We start from the raw sequence: 17,753 nt of genomic DNA, 5'->3' as shown, positions 1-17,753 counted from the left end.
CCTCTACTTACTAGAACTTCTCCTAGTACTTTTGCATTAGCTTTTACTTGTTTTGCATAATCTTTCCATTTTGGATCAAGTATCTCTTTAAATGCAACAGCTTTAGCAGCAATTACATGAACAAGTGGTCCACCTTGAAGTCCTGGGAAAATTGCACTATTTATTTTTTTAGCAATATCTTCATCATTTGTCATAATCATACCACCTCTTGGACCTCTTAGAGTCTTATGAGTAGTAGTTGTTACAACATGAGCATGAGGAAATGGACTTTGGTGCTCACCAGCAGCTACTAAACCAGCAATATGAGCAATATCAGCAAATAAAATAGCTCCAACAGAGTCTGCTATTTGTCTAAATCTTTTAAAATCAATCTCTCTTGCATATGCACTTGCACCACATACAATGATTTTTGGCATAACAATTTTTGCAATCTCTTCTACTTTATCATAATTGATTCTTCCATCAAGTTCAACACCATAATAAAATGCAGAGTAGTTTTGCCCTGAAAAGCTTGGTTTACTTCCATGAGTTAAATGTCCACCATGAGATAAATCCATTCCTAAGATTTTATCACCAGCTTTAAGAAGTGCTGCATATACAGCACCATTTGCTTGACTTCCACTATGAGCTTGAACATTTGCATAAGAACATCCAAATATTTCACAAGCTCTATCAATTGCAAGTTGTTCTACTTTATCAGCAAATTCACATCCACCATAATATCTTTTATATGGATAACCTTCAGCATATTTGTTTGTAAATACACTACCCATTGCTTGCATTACTGCTGGAGATGTAAAGTTCTCACTTGCAATCATCTCAAGATGATTCGTTTGTCTTTTTAGTTCTGCTTCAACTATATCAAATACTTCTTTATCTGCTACTTCTAAATTATCGTTTGTTATGTAGTTCATTTATTTCTCCAATTTTTATTTTTCAGATTTTAACAAAATTGCAAATTATAAACAATCCAAAAATTGCTAAATATTAATCTTCTAAAATTTCATCATCATTAGCATCATTAGATAATTTTTTTTCTCTAAATATTGCTTTTGCAACAATTTCAAGATAAAAACTAGGGTAGTTCTCGCTTTGAGCTAAATCTACATTCTTCATAACATCAGCAAAGTTTATATCTTTTGCATCTTCTTTTGTTTGTCCAAATTTACAATCAAAAAACCAAGAGTTGAAACCAATTGGTAGTTTTTTACTTTTTTCTCTTTTTATATATTTTCGTAAATCATTTTTGATACTATCAATTTGTCTTTCTCTTGTTTTGTTTGGTATATCTATTAAAAATAGTTTTTTCATTTTACATCCTTTTATTAAAAGTGGATTATATCAAGAAATATTTGATATAATCATTGATATTATGAAAAAAGAGAAGATTTGCAGTTTAAAATTACAAATAAGATAAAAAATTTAGAAATAGGTGAGTTAAAAGATAATCTTTTTCACTATTCTTACGACAGTAAAACCTTAAAATCACTATTTAAAAATAATATTTCAAAAGATAATATATCTTATATTACAGCTCATAGCAGTTTTAAAGGTGAGGTTTATGAAAATATAATATATGAACTTTTGATGGATTATGCTTTAAATAATGATGATATAAAAGGTTTTGTACTAAAAGGTCCATATCAAGATATGGAAAACAAGTTTATAAAAAGTGGACTTTTAATAGATAGAACTTCACAAATAGTTTTTAAATCAGCATATAAAGATATAAGCGAATTTGATGCAATGTTTTTTACTGAAAATAAGCTATATTTTGTAGAGATGAGTACTTCAAAAAAGACTTCAAGTCTAAATAAAAGACTTGCAAAAAAATATGCACTTTTAAAGATGATATTTCCATATTTGGAGATAAATGCTTTGATTGTCTTGACAGCTGGTTCTATTGGTTTAAACAACTTTCCATCATATGCGACTATTTGGGTAACAAAAGATTTAGATGATGAAGATTTAATAGAAAAAATCATTTTTGCTAAAAAAGTTAAAAATGATTTGCAAACATTAAAAGCTCCAGAAAATAAGAAATATTTAGAAGCTTTTAGTTTAAAATATAAAAAATTTGCATATTTTCCAACTTTGGAGTGGATTTTAAATGGTGCTCGAAAAAATCCAAAATTTAAAATTGATTTAAGTTTTTTCTCAAATTCTAAAATGAATTTATATTTTGATATTTATACAAAATTATATATTGGATATTTAAATATAGATTGTTTTAGAGAGTTTTACAAAGATTTTGAAATGGAGTTAGAAAGTAATAGAGTTTTTGTAACTTTAGAAAAAGTTACTCAAACTCAAATTGATATAGTGTATTATGCAAAATTAAAAAATAAAAAATTATATAGAATAAGATTAGAAGATGCTCAAGCACCATCTATAAAAGAGAAAGAACCAGATGGTTTTACAAATGCAGAAGTAAGATTTTTTTCAAAAGTTTTAGAAGAAAAACATCTTTTAAATGCAAAAGATATAAATCATATTTCAAAAAATATTTCAATAATTGAATTTAAAAAATGACACTACTTGTTACCTATTTACTTTTAACACTTATTTTATCATTTATGTGCTCACTGCTTGAAGCTACACTTTTATCTTCAACATCTTCGTATATTGAGAGCTTAGATAAAAAAGGTTATAGTCCAAAAACTGTTGATTTAGCAAAAGATGTAAAACAAAATATTGATAAATCAATATCTTCAATTCTTACATTAAATACTTTTGCAAATACTATGGGAGCAGCTGGTGTTGGTGCGCAAGCTGCTATTATTTTTGGTTCAAATTGGCAAGCTGTGATTGCTTTTGTTTTAACTTTAATGGTACTTTTTATATCTGAGATATTTCCAAAAACTCTTGGTGCTATTTATTGGAGAAAATTTATAGTTCCAGCTGCTTATATAATATCGTTTATGGTTAAAATTACATATCCTTTTATTTTTCTTGCTACTTTTATAACAAATGCTTTACAAAAAGGTAGAAAAAATGAGGCAAACTTTTCAAAAGATGAAATTATTACAATAGTAGATATGAGTGAAAAAGAGGGTATTTTACAAGCAAAAGAGAGTATTTTAATAAAAAACTTATTCAAACTAAGAAATATTAAAGCAAAAGATATTATGACTCCACGAACTGTTGTATTTGCTTTTGATTCTAAAACAACTGTAAAAGAGGCTCTTTTAAATGATAATTTATATGTTTACTCAAGAATACCTGTATATAATGAATCAATAGACGATATTATGGGAATGGTTTTTAAACAAACAATTTTAGAAAAAAGAGTAAAAAAGAAGAAAAATACTCTTTTAAAAGATATTATGGTTCCTGTTCACAAGGTTCCAGAAAATTTATCTGTATCAGTTTTATTTGATATGTTTATTAGAATGAAAATGCATCTATTTGTTGTTCAAGATGAGTATGGACAAACAAGTGGAATTGTAACACTTGAAGATACTTTGGAAACAATGCTTGGTATTGAAATTGTTGATGAGATGGATCAAGTTACAGATATGCAAGAGTTTGCAAAAGATGAAAACAAGAGATTGCAAAGATTACAAAGAGTATAAAATGGTAAGTATGAATAGCTTAAACAAAGATATAAATTTTACTAGAGTATTTTACTTTTTAAATATGGAAATATTTTAAAAATTATGGTAATTAGACTTGTAGCAATACTTTTTTTACTAACATTTGCTTCTTTTGAAGCAAAAAAATTTATTAGTAAAAGTAAAGAAGATTTATCTATTGAAAATATAAAAAAAGAGATAAATCTTCAAAGTGGAGATATTATTGTAAAAAAAGAAGATAATGAATTAAGTAATTTTATAGCAACTTTTGACTCTTCTGGTTATTCTCAAATTGGACTTATTATTGATACAAAATATGGTTTTAAAGTTGTTCATATAGAAATAGATGAAAAAAATGATGATTTAAAAATATCAGATTTTAATGATTTTGTAAATTTCTCAACTAAAATAGCTGTTTATAGATATGAAAAAGAGATAGATGTAAAAAAATTATCAGATATTATAAATGATTTACAAAAATCAAATACTAAATTTGACTATGATTTTTATCTAAATAACGATAAATTGTACTCTACAGAACTTATAAATTATATATATTTTAAACTTTTTGGTGAAGATTTATATACATATTTGAGTAGTTTTTATGATAAAGATGAGATTTCTATAAATAGTATTATAAAAAATCCAAAACTAGAAAAAAAATTTGAAATAGATTTTAAGTTTTAGATTTCTTAATATTTACTGCTCTTGCCAAAGTAGCTCTATTTTAAGGTCATAAATATCAGTTCTTTTTGGTTTTATAAAAAACTCATCTATTGTGTATTTTGAAATATTAAACTCATCATTTATTTTTTCTATTTCAGTTTTTAGCTTATCTTCTAGTCCATTTTGCAAATATTGAAGAGCATCTATTTCACCTTCAACACTTTTTATATCGCCTCTTTCTTTTAAAGCTCTGTTTACACCTTTTGAGCTTGTAGCTACTTTTGAAATAATTGCTGTTTTGCTAGATTTTCCGAAAAAAGCCCCCAAAATTGATGTTCCAATAGATATTATGCTATTTGTCGTAGCACTAAGAGCATCTTGTTCCTCTTTTTTTAATTTTTCAAAAAGTTTTGCTATTTTTTGTTCCAAAAGAGTATTCTCTTTTTCAAACTTTTGTTTTAGATTTTCTATTTTTTCATCAATTTGTTCGTTTAATCTATCTTGTATTCTTATTTTAAAATCATCTAAACTCTCATATTGTTTTGATGATATTTTTAAAATATCATTTTTATATAGAGTTAATTTGAAATTTCTATATACATAATCAGCAAAACTTCTCTCCAAAAGTTTCAACTCTTTTTCATTTTGAATAAAGCTTGGAAGTTCATAGTAAAATGAGTTTGTTTTCTCTTTTTCATCAAAATTATCAGTTAAAATATCTTCTCTTTCATCAAAGTTTATATTTGTAGCATTTTCATCCAAATATATTTTGAAATTTATTTGTTCTTTTAAATCTACATTTTTTAGAGTATAAAGATAGTGAACACTACAAGAAAAAAGCAAATAACCTTGCATATAGTAAGCATTGTTTTGAGAGCTATAACTATACTTTTCTTTTATATTACTTACTATTATAGGTTTTGATTTTCCTTTTGAAACATCAATAAATGGTTCATTTGGTTTAATCTCTTCTTCTGTTTTTGTAGAATATTGGGATTTTTTATTTTGCATTAGTTTTTTTATTGCATCTTTACTTAAAGGACCTTTTAAATATGAAAGTGCCCATCTTGTTTCAAAAATTTTAATACTCTCTTCATTTATATTTTTCATAATAAAATTTCTTTTAGCAAGTGTTCCTAAAGCCAAAGATAACTCTTGTTTATTTAATCCATTTTCACTAGCACTACTTAAACCATCTATTACTTTTTCTATATCTTGTTTTGTTTGAAGTCTTCCTATAAACCAAGTTCCTATATTTGATAATCCTTTGTAATCAATATCTACTGGATTTTGAGTTGAAAGAATAACTCCTATTCCAAAACTTCTTGCTTGTTTTAAAAGTGTTAGCATTGGTTGTTTTGATGGTGGATTTGCTTGTGGTGGAAAATATCCAAAAATCTCATCCATATAAAGTAGGGCTTTTAAAGATGTAGTTCCCTCTTGTCTTCTCATCCAAGCTAATATTTGATTTAGTAAAATTGTTACAAAAAACATTCTTTGTGAGTCATTTAGATGTGCGATTGAAAAAATATTTACTTTGGCTTTTCCACTTTCGCTATATAGCATTTTTGAGATATCTAAACTCTCACCTTCAAGCCAAGTGCTAAAAGATGGACTTGCAATAATTGTATTTATTTTTAGTGCAAATTTTAATCTATCACTTTGAGGAAAAAAAGTCTCCAAATCAAAAACTCCAATTTTTGAAAAAGGTGGAGTTACTATTAAAGTTATTAACTCTTCTAGAGTTAAATCTTTTTGTTCTTTAAAATAGCTTGTAAAAATAGATGCTAGAAGAATTGACTCTTTTGATGTTTCATCGCTTTTGTTATCTATTAAAGATAAAATTGAGTGTACAGTTGAGTTTATAATATTTGAAAATAACTCCATATCTTCTAAAATCTCTATAGTAGGTGCTTTAAAAGATGAAAGAATTGATACTTGAATTCCAGCACTACTTCCTGGAGTGTAGATTGTAAAATCAGCACTATCTTTTAGTTTTTTTACTCTATTTATATCTTGAAAATCTCTTTGTATTCCTTCTTTGTAGCTATTTGCAACTTTTATAGCTAACTCTTCTTTTGTTAATCCACTGTTTGATATTTCACTATCATCTAGCCAAGGTTCAAAATCATTTGGATTTAATTCTGGAAAATTTAAAAGAAGATTTGTCATATCACCTTTTGGGTCAATTATAATTGATGGTATTGCATCAATAGCAGCTTCTTCTAAAAGAGTAATTCCAAGTCCTGTTTTACCACTTCCAGTCATTCCAATAATTGCAGCATGAGTCAATAAATCTTTGTTTTGATAAACCAAAGGTGTAATTTGACCCTCAATTTTTTCTTTTCCAATATAAAAAAGTTTTAGTTTTTCGTAATCAAAAGTGCTATTCATAAATATCCCTAAATAAAGTTTGAAATATTATAACAAAATAAAATGCTTTTTCTAAAAATATATAGTATAATTAGCTAAATTTAAGAAAAGGAGTATTTATGGAACTTGGAAATATCCCAAAAATTGATCAGTTCAAGGATAACAAAGCTGTAGAGATGCAGCAGGTAAGATCTACTTCAAATTCAGTAAAAACTGATGAACAAAAAGAGTTAAAAGAGATTCAAAAGAAAAGTATAGATCAGGCAAAAGAAAACTCTGATGTACAAAAAGCACAAAATGAATCAACTTCAAATAGTAAATTTGAAGTTACGCTTTCAAATACAAATTTTGGATTTAATACTGGCTCTAAAGATTTTTTTGTAAGAGTTGAAAGAGGATCTGTTGAAAATCAATATCCTACAGAAGATATGATGCGAGTAAAAGCTCAAATGATGTCACTACAAAAAGCAGAGGCTGAATCTTAAAAAATTTGGCTTAAAAAGAATTTTTAAGCCAAATCTACTCTAAAACTTATTATAATTTTGCCTTATTTTAAAAGGTTTATAAATGATAAAAAAAATTGATATTAACTCTTTAGTTTTCCAAAATGAACTAGAAAATACAAAAGATTTTACAAAAGATGTATTAAAAAAGTATGATTTTGTTTTTAATCCTGACGATGAAGTTAATTTGTCTGTACAAATGGGATTGGCTAGAAATATGCTTATTTATGGAAAAAGATATTGCCCATGTTTTATGGTAGTAGAAAATGAAAATGAAAATAGACTTTGTCCATGTGTACCAGCTTTGAGTAGTGAGATACCCAAAAATGGAAGTTGTCATTGTGGAATTTATTGTACAAAAGAAAAAGCCCATGAATTGCTTTTGAATATTGATACAAAAGAGGCTATTACTACACATTTTAGAGGTTTGACAAAAAAAGAGTGTGAAGAGTTACTTAACAATGATGAGATAAATTCTATAGAACTTGAAGCACTTTTAGAAGCTAGAGATGAGGGTGCTGTAAACTTTTGTTTAGTAGATACAAGAGAGTGGATGGAGTGGGTTAATATACGAATAAAAGGTGCTGATTTTTTAGTTCCAACAACTAGTTTTTATAACGCTTTAGAGCAAATAAATGATAAAAAAGATATACCTATAATTTTATATTGTCACAGCGGAAGTAGAAGTGCTTACTGCCAAAAAATAATGCTAAATATGGGATTTTCAAAAGTTGTAAATCTTGATTATGGGATTATGAGTTTTGGTGGTGAAACTTTAAGAGGTGAGCCAAAATAAAATTTGGCTCTTTTAAAATTATTATAAAATACTTTTAGTTTCAACCTCTTTTATATACTTTCTTAAAAGTTGCATAGTAGATACAAATAAGCTTACCATTGCAGGTCCAATTATCATTCCCCAAAATCCAAAAGTGCCAAGTCCTGCAACTATTGCAAAAAAGATTATCAATGAGTTTATCTTTGTAGGAGTTTTTACCATTTTTTTATTTATATAGCTTATTATTAGAGGTTTTATAAAAGTATCTGCGATTATTGAAATAACAACAATAGAGTAAACTGCTATAAAAATTGCATTTGATATAGTTCCTGTACTTGATTCATATAAAGCTACAGGAAGCCACATAATAACTCCACCAACAACAGGAACTAAAGATGCAAAACCATATAAAACTCCAAGTAAAAGTCCATCATAACCAAAACTACTCACAAAAGCTCCAAAAAGAAAACCTTGAAATATTGCAGTTACTAAAATAGAATAAAAAACTACACTCATTACACTTGATGATTCATTGAACAATATATTTGCATCTTCGTTGTTTATAGGAGTTATATTTTTTAGATAAATTGCAATTTGGTTTGAAAATAGGGTAAAAAAGAAGAAAAAGATTAAAATCAAAATCATATCAATCATAAATTTTGCACTATTTTTACCTAAAGATGCACTAAAAGATACAAGCTGTTGTACTGTTTTTCCAATATCCACAGATGATGATATTTTATTTATAAAATCATTTAAGAAGCTAAATTCACCCAAAAAGCCAATAACCATATTTTTTATTTCTGTTAAATTTTGTATTAGGTGTTGTTGGTCAACTTGGTTAAAAAATGTTGCAAATGAGATTATGCAATACAAAATAGGTAAGAAAAACAGAGCTGTCATAGCAAGAGTAAAAATAGTTGTAGAAAAGGCTCTATTTCTTACTTTACTATTTATTCTTAAAAACATTGAGTTTGTAGCAATAGTAAGCAAAGCTGCTACTACAATTGATTTTAAAAATGGGTCAAAAAGTTCTATTAAAAAATAAAATAAAACAAATGCTAAAAGCATTAAAAAATATGCTGGTTTCAAAATAGATTTCCTTGGTTGTTTTCATTTAATTTACTTTGAGGTGGAGTTAATCTAAACATCTCATATGTTTTAACACTAGCAACTCTTCCTCGTGCTGTTCTTTCTATATATCCATTTGCTAGTAAATATGGCTCAATAGCATCTTCAATAGTTCCTTCATCTTCACTCAAAGCTGCTGCCATAGTTCCTAATCCCATAGGTCTTCCTTTATTTGAAATAAGAAGTTCAAGTAAATTTATATCCATTTCATCGAAACCATTTTCATTTATTCCTAGTTCATCTAAGGCATATTTGCAAGTATTTAAAAGTATAGTTTTTTCACCTTTTACTTGTGAAAAATCTCTAACTCTTCGTAAAAGTCTTAAAGCAACTCTAGGTGTTCCACGACTTCTTTTTGACATTTCAAAGCTAGAGTTATCTTCACATCCAATTCCCAACTTTATTGAAGCTTTTTGAATAATTTTTGCTAGTTCTTCTTCTGTATAAAACTGCATTCTAAAATGCATTCCAAATCTCTCTCTTAGTGGATTTGAAAGCATTCCAGCTCTTGTTGTTGCTCCAATTAGTGTAAATCTTGGTAAATCAATTTTTACAGTTTGAGCAGCAGGTCCTGAGCCAATTATTATATCAAGTCTATAATCTTCCATTGCTGGATATAAAATCTCTTCAACAGCAGGACTAAGACGATGAATTTCATCTATAAAAAGAATATCTCCCTCTTCAAGATTTGTCAAAATTGCTGCTAAATCACCACTTTTTTCAATCATAGGACCGGCTGTTATTTTCATATTTGAGCTCATTTCATTTGAAATAAGATATGAAAGTGTAGTTTTCCCTAAACCTGGAGGTCCATAAAATAAAATATGGTCAAGTGCTTCAGCTCTTTTTCTTGAAGCATCTATAAAAACTCTTAAATTCTTTTTTATTTTTTCTTGACCTATATAATCATCCCAAGAAGAAGGTCTTAGGCTTTGTTCGTTTGTTTCTTCTTCAAAAGATACTGATTCAACTTCTACTAATCTTTGCACTATAAAGCTCCGCTTTTAAAATTCATTTTAGTACTCTTCTTCTTTTGATGGAAAATTTTGTGTTTGTACATCTTCTCTATATTGATTTACAGCTTCTTTTACTAAGTTGGCTCCATTTAAATAGTGTCTTACAAATTTTGGTTTAAAATCTTCAAAAAAACCTAACATATCAGACCAAACCAAAACTTGACCATCTGTCTCATTTCCAGCTCCTATTCCAATAGTTGGAATATTTACAGCTTGTGTGATTTTTTTTGCAACATGACTCATAACACCTTCAATAACTATTGCAAAAGCTCCTGCTTTTTCAACTGCTATTGCATCACGTATTAATTGTTCTTCATCTTCTAAAGTTTTCCCTCGAACCTTGTAACCACCTTCACTTCGTACATATTGAGGCATAAGACCAATATGTCCCATAACAGCAATTGCATTTGATGTAAGATATTTTATAATATCCGCTTTATCTTCACCACCTTCAATTTTTACGGCACTTGCAAGTGTTTCTTGATAAACTTTTGCACAGTTTTTTAAAGCAAGATCTTTATTTATATAAGTAGCAAAAGGCATATCAGTTATCACAAAAGCATCTTTTGCTCCATTGCAAACAGCTTTTGTGTGATAAATCATCTGTTCTAAAGTTGCACTTAATGTGTCACTTTTTCCCATAAAACTCATATTTAAACTATCTCCCACAAGTATCATATCAGCACTTTTTGAAAATAAGTTTGAAAATAGGGCATCATAGGCTGTTATAACTGTTAGTTTTTTGATATTTTTTGATTGTTTTATTTTTGTAATATTCATTTTTTCAAAATCGTGTTTAATTATACTCATATTAAAAATCCTATATTAAAATGGTTAAGATTATAACTAAAAATAGATTTTAATTCGGTTTTAGGTAAAATCAAAAAAATTTATTTTTAGGAAAAGAGTTGAAAAAATTAGTTGGATATATTACTACATCTTTACCAGACAACAATTTTACAGTTGATTTGGCATATAGTTTAAAAGATAGTGGAGTTGATATTTTGGAGCTTGGTGTTCCTTTTTCAGACCCTATTGCTGAAGGACCAATCATAGAAAAAGCAAATTTATTGGCTTTAAAAAATGGTTTTAAACTAAATGATCTTTTTGAAGTTTCATCAAAAATAGCAAAAGATATTGATACTTTATGGATGGGATATATGAATCCATTTTATCACTATGGTTTGGAAAATTTTTTAAAAAAAGCAGAAGAATTTGGAGTTTCTGGTACAGTAATTCCAGATTTACCATATGAAATGTCACAAAAATATGAACCTCTTTTTAAACAATATAATAAATCAAATATTACTTTTGTAGCACCAACAACACCAAAAGATAGAATAAAAACTCTTGTAGAAAACTCTTCTAAATTTATTTATATGGTTGCATATGCTGGAATAACTGGAAGTGGAAGAGATGAAGATTTATCACAAATTATAGAAAACGTAAGAGAATATTCAAAAACTCCACTATACATTGGTTTTGGAATAGATGAAAAAACTTGTAAAGCAAAATCAAAAAATCTTGATGGTGTTATTGTTGGAAGTGCTTTTGTTAAGCATTTGTTGGATGATAGTTTAAATAATAATGAAAAAATAAAAAAAATATCTAGCATAGCAAAAGAGATAAAGCAGAAGATAAACGAGTAGAAAATGAATTTTATTAATCCTGATTTAGAGTTTTTTGAAGAAAATAGAGAGTGTTCATATTTTGAAGATCAAAAATCAGATATGAGATATAGATTTTTAAATTCTTGTAGTATTGAAGATTATCAAAAAAAGCTAGAAAGAGGTTGGAGAAGGTTTGGAAAAATACATTTTGTACCTGAATGTAAGAGTTGTACAAAGTGTGTATCGATGAGAATTGATGTAAAAAATTTTGAGTTTTCAAAATCACAAAAAAGGGTTTTAAATAAAAACAAAGATACAAAAGTTTTTATAAGACCACCAACTGTTACAAAAGAGCATATGGATTTGTACCATAAGTATCATAGCGTTATGCAAGCTAAAAAAGATTGGAAGTATTTACCTATTGATCACGAAGATTACATAAAATCTTATGTTGAAGGAAATAAAAAATACGCAACAGAGTTTTTATATCTTAGAGATGATGAGTTAATAGGAGTTGCTTTAGTAGATATTTTACCAAATGCAATATCTTCTATTTACTGTTTTTATGACCACGATTTTGAAGAGTTTTCTATTGGAAAGTTCTCTATTTTAACTCAAATAAATATTGCAAAAGAGTTAAATATTCCATATATTTATTTGGGATACTGGATAGATAATCACTACTCAATGGGATATAAAAAAGAGTATATGCCTTTTGATATTTTAAAAAATAGAGCAAACTTAAATGAAGAGACAATATGGGAAAAATTTGTACAAGAGAAGTAGTTTTTTTCTAAATATCTAAAAAATAATTATAATTAAAATAAATTTTAACTATAATGAAAATTTAAAACGAAGGATTTGTATGAAAAAATTAGTTATTTTTCTATCTTTTGCTACTTTGCTTTTTTCTCAAAGCATAGTTGAGCAACAAACATATAACCCAAATGTTGATTGTCTTATTTTAGAAGATGAGAATTCAATAATTTGTAAATTTGAAGTTGAGTTAAATAGTGAGAATAATCAAACATTGATTATAAACTGGATTGACCCAAATGGTACTGTTTCACGAACAAGAGAGATGATAATTCCAGCTGGTGATACTTCAGCATATGATTTTAGATATTTAGATGGAAGAGCAAAAGGTACGTGGGATTTTATGATTATTTACAACAACCAAGAATATATAACAAAATTTGAGTTAAAATAGTAGTAGCTTTTACGCTAATACTATTTTTGTAATATTATATGCTATAAATGACATTATCCAAGCAGTTGTTGTAGTAAATATAAACAAATAAGCAAGATATTTCCATCCTCCAGCCTCTTTTGCAAATACCATAGAAGCCGCCAAGCAAGGCAGATAAATCATCACAAATACTATAAATGAAATTGCAGCTTCAAAAGGAATATTAGTTTTTATTTTCTCAACTAAAGTAATAGTTGGTTCATCTGGATTTTCACTCTCTCCTAATCCATATAAAATAGATAGAGTCGAAACAACAATCTCTTTAGCAGCTAACCCAGCTTCAAGCGCAACAGCCATTTTCCAGTCAAATCCCAAAGGAGCAAAAAATGGCTCACTAAATTTTCCAAGTTTTCCTAAATATGAGTTTTCAAGATTGTATAAAGCTAATTCATTTTGTAACTCTTGTTTTAATTCATCGTTTATTGCTAATTCAATTTTTTGATTTATTTCATTTTCAATATTTGGATATTTTGGATAGTTACTCATAAACCAAATTAAAATAGAGGCTACTAAAATAAATGTTCCAGCTTTTTTTAGATACATCAAAGCCTTGTTTATAAGCTCTTTGTAAACTAGTTTTAGTGAAGGTAATCTATATTTTGGCATCTCCATAACAAATGGCTCATCTTTTCCTTTAAAAACTACTGCTCTTAAAAATTTTGCAGCAAATAAGCCAAAAATTGCACCACTAATATAGATTATAAAAAGGATATTTCCAGCATTGCTAGCACCAAAAAATGCACCTACAAAAAGTACATAAATAGGCAATCTAGCACCGCAAGACATAAATCCAATAATAAATAGAGTTAATAATTTATCTCTTTCATTTTTTAAAGTCCTAGCTGCCATATAAGCTGGAACACTACAACCAAAACCAGTAACAAGTGGAATAAATGATTTACCATGAAGTCCAAATTTATGAAAAGTTCCATCGAGTAAAAAAGCAACTCTACTCATATATCCAGTTCCTTCAAGTAGTGAAATTCCTAAAAATAAAATCAAAATATTTGGTAAAAACATAACAACAGCACTAACTCCAGCTATTACTCCATCTGCTAAAAGTGAAGAGAGTTGATTTTCTCCAATTATATTTTTAATACCTTCCGCAAATACTAAGAAAAAACTATCTATATAATCCATAGGAATTTGCCCTAAAGTAAAAGTTAGTTGAAATAATCCCCACATTAAAAATAAAAAAATAGGAAGACCAATAAATTTATTCATCAAAATTGAGTCGATTTTTTCAGTAGTAGTTTTTTCTTTAGTTTCTTCAATTTTTACGCATTGTTGAATAATATTTTTTACAAAATTAAATCTTTGGGATAAAATTTCATCATTGTTTAAAATATGTGTAGTAAAAGATTGCTTAAAGACTATTTTATCTTCTTCAAATATTTTTATAATTTGTTCTAATAACTCTTTAAGTCCATTTTTATTTGTAGCACTTGTTTTTATACAAGGTGTATTTAAAAGAGATGATAGTTTTTCATTATTAATCAAAATATTCTCTTTTTTTGCTTCATCACTCATATTTAGTGCAATAATCATTTTTTTATTTAAAGCTAATAATTCACTAGTAAGCAGAAGATTTCTTTGAAGATTTGTTGAATCAATAACATTTAAGATAATATCATACTCATTTTGATTTAAAAAGTTTTTTACAACTTTTTCTTCTAATGAGTAGTTTTCAAGTGAATAAGAACCAGGTAAATCAATAATTTTAATATCATAATCTTTATATTTAAAAATTACCTCTTTTTTTTCAACAGTAACACCTGAAAAATTACCTACCTTCAATCTTGAATTTGAAATTGAGTTAATAAGCATAGATTTACCAACATTAGGTTGTCCTACAAGAGCTATTTTTATAGTTTTATTCATTTGCTTATCCAACTTTAATATTAATAGCTTCGCTATGTCTTAACGCAACTTTTGACTGATTGATTTTTTTCTCAATAGTTTTTTTAGCTAAAGATTTTGCTGTTACACAAATTTGGTTTCCTACAATTATTCCAAAAGAATAGAGTCTTTTTTTTAAAACATCATCACAATTTATAGCTTTTATATTAGCAGTTTTTTGTAAATCTAAATCATTTAGCGACATTTTTATACCTTTAAATATTAATAATGATTATTATAATGTAAAATTGATTAAATTCAATTAACTTATATCAATAAAATATAAGAAATATTTGAATTTTTTTTAAACTTTGGATATACTAGATTTTTATTTTTTTAAAGGTGTTTTTATGTTAAATAATGATTATGAAGAGATTATAGAAGAGTTAAAAAAGATTGTTAAGCAAAAAGGTCTTAAATATACAGAACAAAGAGAGATTGTTTTAAGTATATTACTTCATGCAACTGGACATTTAACTGCTGAAGAGGTTTATAACCAAATAAAAAAAGATTATCCTAACTCAAATGTTGGAATCGCAACTGTTTATAGAGCTTTGAGTTTTTTAGAAGAAGTTGAGCTTATTGCTTCACTTAATTTTGGTGTTGATGGAAAGAAATATGAAAGTAATATTAAATCTCATCATGACCATTTAATCTGTACGGATTGTGGAAAAATAGTTGAGTTCGTTGATGAAGAGATTGAGAAACGACAAGAAAAAATAGCAAAAGTAAATAAGTTTAAAATAACTGATCATTCAATGCAATTATATGGTATTTGTGAAAATTGCCAGTAAAATCTTTTTTATAAAAAAGAACTCATAAACTATTTTATGAGTTCTTTTTATTCTTTTTTTTAAATTTAATTATCTTTGTTTTCTACCTGCAATTACAAGTCTTAAAGCATTTAATCTAATAAATCCTTCTGCATCTTTTTGATTATAAACTTCATCTTTTTCAAATGTTGAGTATGCATCATCATATAAAGATTTTGAAGAATCTCTTCCAATAACCATAACATTACCTTTGTAAAGTTTAAGTCTTACTTTTCCTTCTACATTTTTTTGAGTTGCATCAATAGCAACTTGAAGCATCTCTCGCTCTGGAGAGAACCAATATCCTTGATAGATTAGTTTTGCATATCTTGGCATTAACTCATCTTTTAAATGAGCAGCTTCTCTATCAAGAGTTAAAGACTCAATAGCTCTATGAGCTTTTAACATAATAGTTCCACCTGGAGTCTCATAACAACCACGTGCTTTCATACCAACATATCTATTTTCAACAATATCAACTCTTCCAATACCGTGTTTATTTCCAAGTTTATTTAAAGCTTCAAGTAAAGAAGCAGGAGAAAGTTTGTTTCCATTTAGTGCAATTGGATCTCCATTCTTATACTCAATTTCAATATACTCAGCCTTATCTGGAGCTTTTTCAGGAGATGTTGTCCACAACCACATAGACTCTTCTGGTTCATTTGCTGGATTTTCTAAATGAAGCCCTTCATAAGAGATGTGAAGTAAGTTTGCATCCATTGAATATGGGCTTATTTTTGGGTTTCCATTTTCATCAACGTGTTTTTGAGAAATCTCAATATTGTGTTTTTTAGCATACTCAAGTAGTGATTCTCTTGAGTTTAACTCCCACTCTCTCCAAGGTGCAATTACTTTTAAATCTGGATTAAGTGCTAATGCACCAAGCTCAAATCTAACTTGATCATTTCCTTTTCCAGTTGCTCCATGACTTACTGCTTGTGCACCTTTTTCATTTGCAATTTCAACAAGTTTTTTTGCAATAAGTGGTCTTGCTATTGAAGTTCCTAAAAGATACTCACCTTCGTAAATAGCATTTGCTCTAAACATAGGGAAAACATAATCTTTTACAAACTCTTCTTTTACATCTAAAATGTAAACATTTTCAGGTTTAATACCACAAGCAATAGCTTTTGCTCTTGCTGGCTCAACCTCTTCGCCTTGACCTAAATCAGCTGTGAAAGTAATAACTTCTGCATCATATTCATCTTGAAGCCACTTTAAAATAATAGATGTATCAAGCCCACCGCTATAAGCAAGTACAACTTTTTTAATATCTTTTTTACTCATAATTTTTTCCTATTTTTGGTAATTTATGTTGTGGATAATACCAAAATTTTGTTGTAAATCCATTTAAACAATATTTTGGTATTTATTAATTTTTAAGTAAATCTTTTTTATTTGCTATATTTTGTAGATAATCACTTATTTGGATTAGACAAAAAGTTATTATAAATATCATAAGTCCTGGAAAAAAGCTTAAATGCCAAGCAATATCAATTACAGCTTTCCCATCACTTAAAAGACTTCCCCAACTCATTTGAGGTGGATTTACTCCAAGACCTAAAAATGAAAGACCTGATTCTGCTAATATAGCACCTGCAACTCCAAATGAAAAAGAGATAAGAAAAATAGGAGCTAAAAGTGGGGCAAAATATTTTAAAATAATTTTTACTTTACTTACATTTGCTATTTTTAAGATTTTTATAAAAGGTTTATTGCTAAGTGCAAAACTTTCACTTCTTATCATTCTTGACATTCCCATCCAACCAGTTATTGATATTACAAGTATTAAAACAACAGCATTTGCTTCAATATATGAAACCAAGGCTAAAAGAAGAAAAAATGTTGGGAAAGTTAAAAAAAGATCAATTACAATAGTAATAGTTTTATCAATATTTCCTTTAAAATAACCAGCAGTTATTCCAACAATTAAACCTAAAAAAGATGAAAAAGATGCTGCTAAAAATCCTATTATAAGTGAAGTTTGACCACCTTCTAAGACTCTAGCAAATACATCACGTCCTAATCTATCTGTTCCCATTATATGCTCAAAAGAGGGAGATAGAAGGATTTTACTTGGATTTAATTCATATGGTGAAACTGTATAAAAAATTGGAGCTATAAACATACCTAATTAGCAAAAT

At 27.6% G+C, this 17,753-nt stretch carries 19 protein-coding genes; 9 read left to right on the top strand and 10 right to left on the bottom strand.

The features are described 5' to 3' along the window. Both CJ670_RS06105 and CJ670_RS06100 read right to left on the bottom strand, forming a co-directional pair. A partial coding sequence (locus CJ670_RS06105) for a serine hydroxymethyltransferase (protein WP_105939425.1) occupies positions 1–914 on the bottom strand: 914 nt, incomplete at its 3' end. A 73-nt stretch (positions 915–987) separates the two neighbouring features. After that, positions 988–1,311 (bottom strand): DUF6172 family protein, encoded by a 324-nt coding sequence (locus CJ670_RS06100; protein WP_105939276.1) that lies wholly within the window; start codon positions 1,309–1,311, stop codon positions 988–990. Positions 1,312–1,389: 78 nt separating this feature from the next. Between CJ670_RS06100 and CJ670_RS06095 the strand changes: the two genes are divergently transcribed. The 3 genes from CJ670_RS06095 to CJ670_RS06085 all read left to right on the top strand — a co-directional run bounded on the left by CJ670_RS06095 (position 1,390) and on the right by CJ670_RS06085 (position 4,262). Beyond that, positions 1,390–2,532, top strand: coding sequence for a hypothetical protein (locus tag CJ670_RS06095; RefSeq protein WP_105939275.1), 1,143 nt, complete (start codon positions 1,390–1,392; stop codon positions 2,530–2,532). Beyond that, the gene (locus CJ670_RS06090) at positions 2,529–3,575 is read left to right on the top strand and encodes a CNNM domain-containing protein (protein WP_105912068.1); all 1,047 of its coding nucleotides are present in this window, start codon (positions 2,529–2,531) and stop codon (positions 3,573–3,575) included. Before CJ670_RS06095 ends, CJ670_RS06090 begins: the two co-directional genes overlap by 4 nt. A gap of 84 nt (positions 3,576–3,659) precedes the next feature. Continuing rightward, the gene (locus tag CJ670_RS06085; RefSeq protein WP_105939274.1) at positions 3,660–4,262 is read left to right on the top strand and encodes a YiiX/YebB-like N1pC/P60 family cysteine hydrolase; all 603 of its coding nucleotides are present in this window, start codon (positions 3,660–3,662) and stop codon (positions 4,260–4,262) included. Positions 4,263–4,274: 12 nt separating this feature from the next. Here the strand turns inward: CJ670_RS06085 and CJ670_RS06080 are convergent, their stop codons facing one another. Next, positions 4,275–6,635 (bottom strand): ATP-binding protein, encoded by a 2,361-nt coding sequence (locus CJ670_RS06080; protein WP_105939273.1) that lies wholly within the window; start codon positions 6,633–6,635, stop codon positions 4,275–4,277. Positions 6,636–6,733: 98 nt separating this feature from the next. Between CJ670_RS06080 and CJ670_RS06075 the strand changes: the two genes are divergently transcribed. After that, positions 6,734–7,099 carry a hypothetical protein gene (locus CJ670_RS06075; protein ID WP_105939272.1) on the top strand — a complete coding sequence of 122 codons (366 nt, stop codon included), beginning with the start codon at positions 6,734–6,736 and terminating at the stop codon, positions 7,097–7,099. Between the two features lie 82 nt (positions 7,100–7,181). Continuing rightward, positions 7,182–7,913 carry a ferredoxin-thioredoxin reductase catalytic domain-containing protein gene (locus CJ670_RS06070; protein ID WP_105939271.1) on the top strand — a complete coding sequence of 244 codons (732 nt, stop codon included), beginning with the start codon at positions 7,182–7,184 and terminating at the stop codon, positions 7,911–7,913. Between the two features lie 21 nt (positions 7,914–7,934). Here the strand turns inward: CJ670_RS06070 and CJ670_RS06065 are convergent, their stop codons facing one another. The 3 genes from CJ670_RS06065 to panB are packed head-to-tail and all read right to left on the bottom strand — an operon-like array spanning position 7,935 to position 10,849. Then, entirely contained in the window at positions 7,935–8,984 is a 1,050-nt protein-coding gene (locus CJ670_RS06065; protein WP_105939270.1) for an AI-2E family transporter, read from the bottom strand. Beyond that, positions 8,981–10,012: a Holliday junction branch migration DNA helicase RuvB gene (ruvB, locus tag CJ670_RS06060; RefSeq protein WP_105912074.1), complete on the bottom strand. Its 1,032-nt coding sequence runs from the start codon at positions 10,010–10,012 to the stop codon at positions 8,981–8,983. The genes CJ670_RS06065 and ruvB overlap by 4 nt, the downstream gene beginning before the upstream one ends. Positions 10,013–10,039: 27 nt before the next feature. Then, entirely contained in the window at positions 10,040–10,849 is an 810-nt protein-coding gene (gene panB, locus CJ670_RS06055) for a 3-methyl-2-oxobutanoate hydroxymethyltransferase (protein ID WP_105939269.1), read from the bottom strand. Between the two features lie 98 nt (positions 10,850–10,947). Here panB and trpA point away from each other — a divergent pair, with 98 nt between their 5' ends. The 3 genes from trpA (at position 10,948) to CJ670_RS06040 (ending at position 12,859) form a co-directional block, all read left to right on the top strand. Beyond that, on the top strand, positions 10,948–11,688 hold the full coding sequence (trpA, locus tag CJ670_RS06050) for a tryptophan synthase subunit alpha (protein WP_105939268.1): 741 nt from the start codon (positions 10,948–10,950) through the stop codon (positions 11,686–11,688). A gap of 3 nt (positions 11,689–11,691) precedes the next feature. Then, positions 11,692–12,435 (top strand): arginyltransferase, encoded by a 744-nt coding sequence (locus CJ670_RS06045; protein ID WP_105939267.1) that lies wholly within the window; start codon positions 11,692–11,694, stop codon positions 12,433–12,435. 79 nt (positions 12,436–12,514) lie between these two features. Next, entirely contained in the window at positions 12,515–12,859 is a 345-nt protein-coding gene (locus CJ670_RS06040) for a hypothetical protein (protein WP_105912078.1), read from the top strand. A 9-nt stretch (positions 12,860–12,868) separates the two neighbouring features. On the opposite strand, the gene feoB is transcribed toward CJ670_RS06040, so the two are convergent. Together feoB and CJ670_RS06030 are read right to left on the bottom strand one after the other, a co-directional pair. Beyond that, positions 12,869–14,779 (bottom strand): ferrous iron transport protein B, encoded by a 1,911-nt coding sequence (gene feoB, locus CJ670_RS06035; RefSeq protein ID WP_105939266.1) that lies wholly within the window; start codon positions 14,777–14,779, stop codon positions 12,869–12,871. 4 nt (positions 14,780–14,783) lie between these two features. Then, positions 14,784–15,002, bottom strand: a complete 219-nt coding sequence (locus tag CJ670_RS06030; RefSeq protein ID WP_105939265.1) for a FeoA family protein — start codon at positions 15,000–15,002, stop codon at positions 14,784–14,786. A 145-nt stretch (positions 15,003–15,147) separates the two neighbouring features. Between CJ670_RS06030 and CJ670_RS06025 the strand changes: the two genes are divergently transcribed. Next, the gene (locus tag CJ670_RS06025) at positions 15,148–15,591 is read left to right on the top strand and encodes a Fur family transcriptional regulator (RefSeq protein WP_105912081.1); all 444 of its coding nucleotides are present in this window, start codon (positions 15,148–15,150) and stop codon (positions 15,589–15,591) included. 69 nt (positions 15,592–15,660) lie between these two features. On the opposite strand, the gene CJ670_RS06020 is transcribed toward CJ670_RS06025, so the two are convergent. Together CJ670_RS06020 and CJ670_RS06015 are read right to left on the bottom strand one after the other, a co-directional pair. After that, complete coding sequence (locus CJ670_RS06020; protein WP_105939264.1) at positions 15,661–16,896, bottom strand: argininosuccinate synthase; 1,236 nt, start codon at positions 16,894–16,896, stop codon at positions 15,661–15,663. Between the two features lie 85 nt (positions 16,897–16,981). Next, positions 16,982–17,737, bottom strand: coding sequence for an ABC transporter permease (locus CJ670_RS06015; protein WP_105939263.1), 756 nt, complete (start codon positions 17,735–17,737; stop codon positions 16,982–16,984). Positions 17,738–17,753 lie beyond the last annotated feature (16 nt).

It is taken from the genome of Arcobacter cryaerophilus gv. crypticus, assembly GCF_002993025.1.
Lineage (GTDB): Bacteria > Campylobacterota > Campylobacteria > Campylobacterales > Arcobacteraceae > Aliarcobacter > Aliarcobacter cryaerophilus_B.
This window is presented reverse-complemented; position numbering and strand designations above follow the sequence as displayed.

Coding starts and splice junctions, on each gene's coding strand:
- CJ670_RS06100 (WP_105939276.1), bottom strand. CDS start 1,311: ATGAAAAAACTATTTTTAATAGATATACCAAACAAAACAAGAGAAAGA.
- CJ670_RS06090 (WP_105912068.1), top strand. CDS start 2,529: ATGACACTACTTGTTACCTATTTACTTTTAACACTTATTTTATCATTT.
- CJ670_RS06085 (WP_105939274.1), top strand. CDS start 3,660: ATGGTAATTAGACTTGTAGCAATACTTTTTTTACTAACATTTGCTTCT.
- CJ670_RS06080 (WP_105939273.1), bottom strand. CDS start 6,635: ATGAATAGCACTTTTGATTACGAAAAACTAAAACTTTTTTATATTGGA.
- CJ670_RS06075 (WP_105939272.1), top strand. CDS start 6,734: ATGGAACTTGGAAATATCCCAAAAATTGATCAGTTCAAGGATAACAAA.
- CJ670_RS06070 (WP_105939271.1), top strand. CDS start 7,182: ATGATAAAAAAAATTGATATTAACTCTTTAGTTTTCCAAAATGAACTA.
- panB (WP_105939269.1), bottom strand. CDS start 10,849: ATGAGTATAATTAAACACGATTTTGAAAAAATGAATATTACAAAAATA.
- CJ670_RS06045 (WP_105939267.1), top strand. CDS start 11,692: ATGAATTTTATTAATCCTGATTTAGAGTTTTTTGAAGAAAATAGAGAG.
- CJ670_RS06040 (WP_105912078.1), top strand. CDS start 12,515: ATGAAAAAATTAGTTATTTTTCTATCTTTTGCTACTTTGCTTTTTTCT.
- feoB (WP_105939266.1), bottom strand. CDS start 14,779: ATGAATAAAACTATAAAAATAGCTCTTGTAGGACAACCTAATGTTGGT.
- CJ670_RS06030 (WP_105939265.1), bottom strand. CDS start 15,002: ATGTCGCTAAATGATTTAGATTTACAAAAAACTGCTAATATAAAAGCT.
- CJ670_RS06025 (WP_105912081.1), top strand. CDS start 15,148: ATGTTAAATAATGATTATGAAGAGATTATAGAAGAGTTAAAAAAGATT.
- CJ670_RS06020 (WP_105939264.1), bottom strand. CDS start 16,896: ATGAGTAAAAAAGATATTAAAAAAGTTGTACTTGCTTATAGCGGTGGG.
- CJ670_RS06015 (WP_105939263.1), bottom strand. CDS start 17,737: ATGTTTATAGCTCCAATTTTTTATACAGTTTCACCATATGAATTAAAT.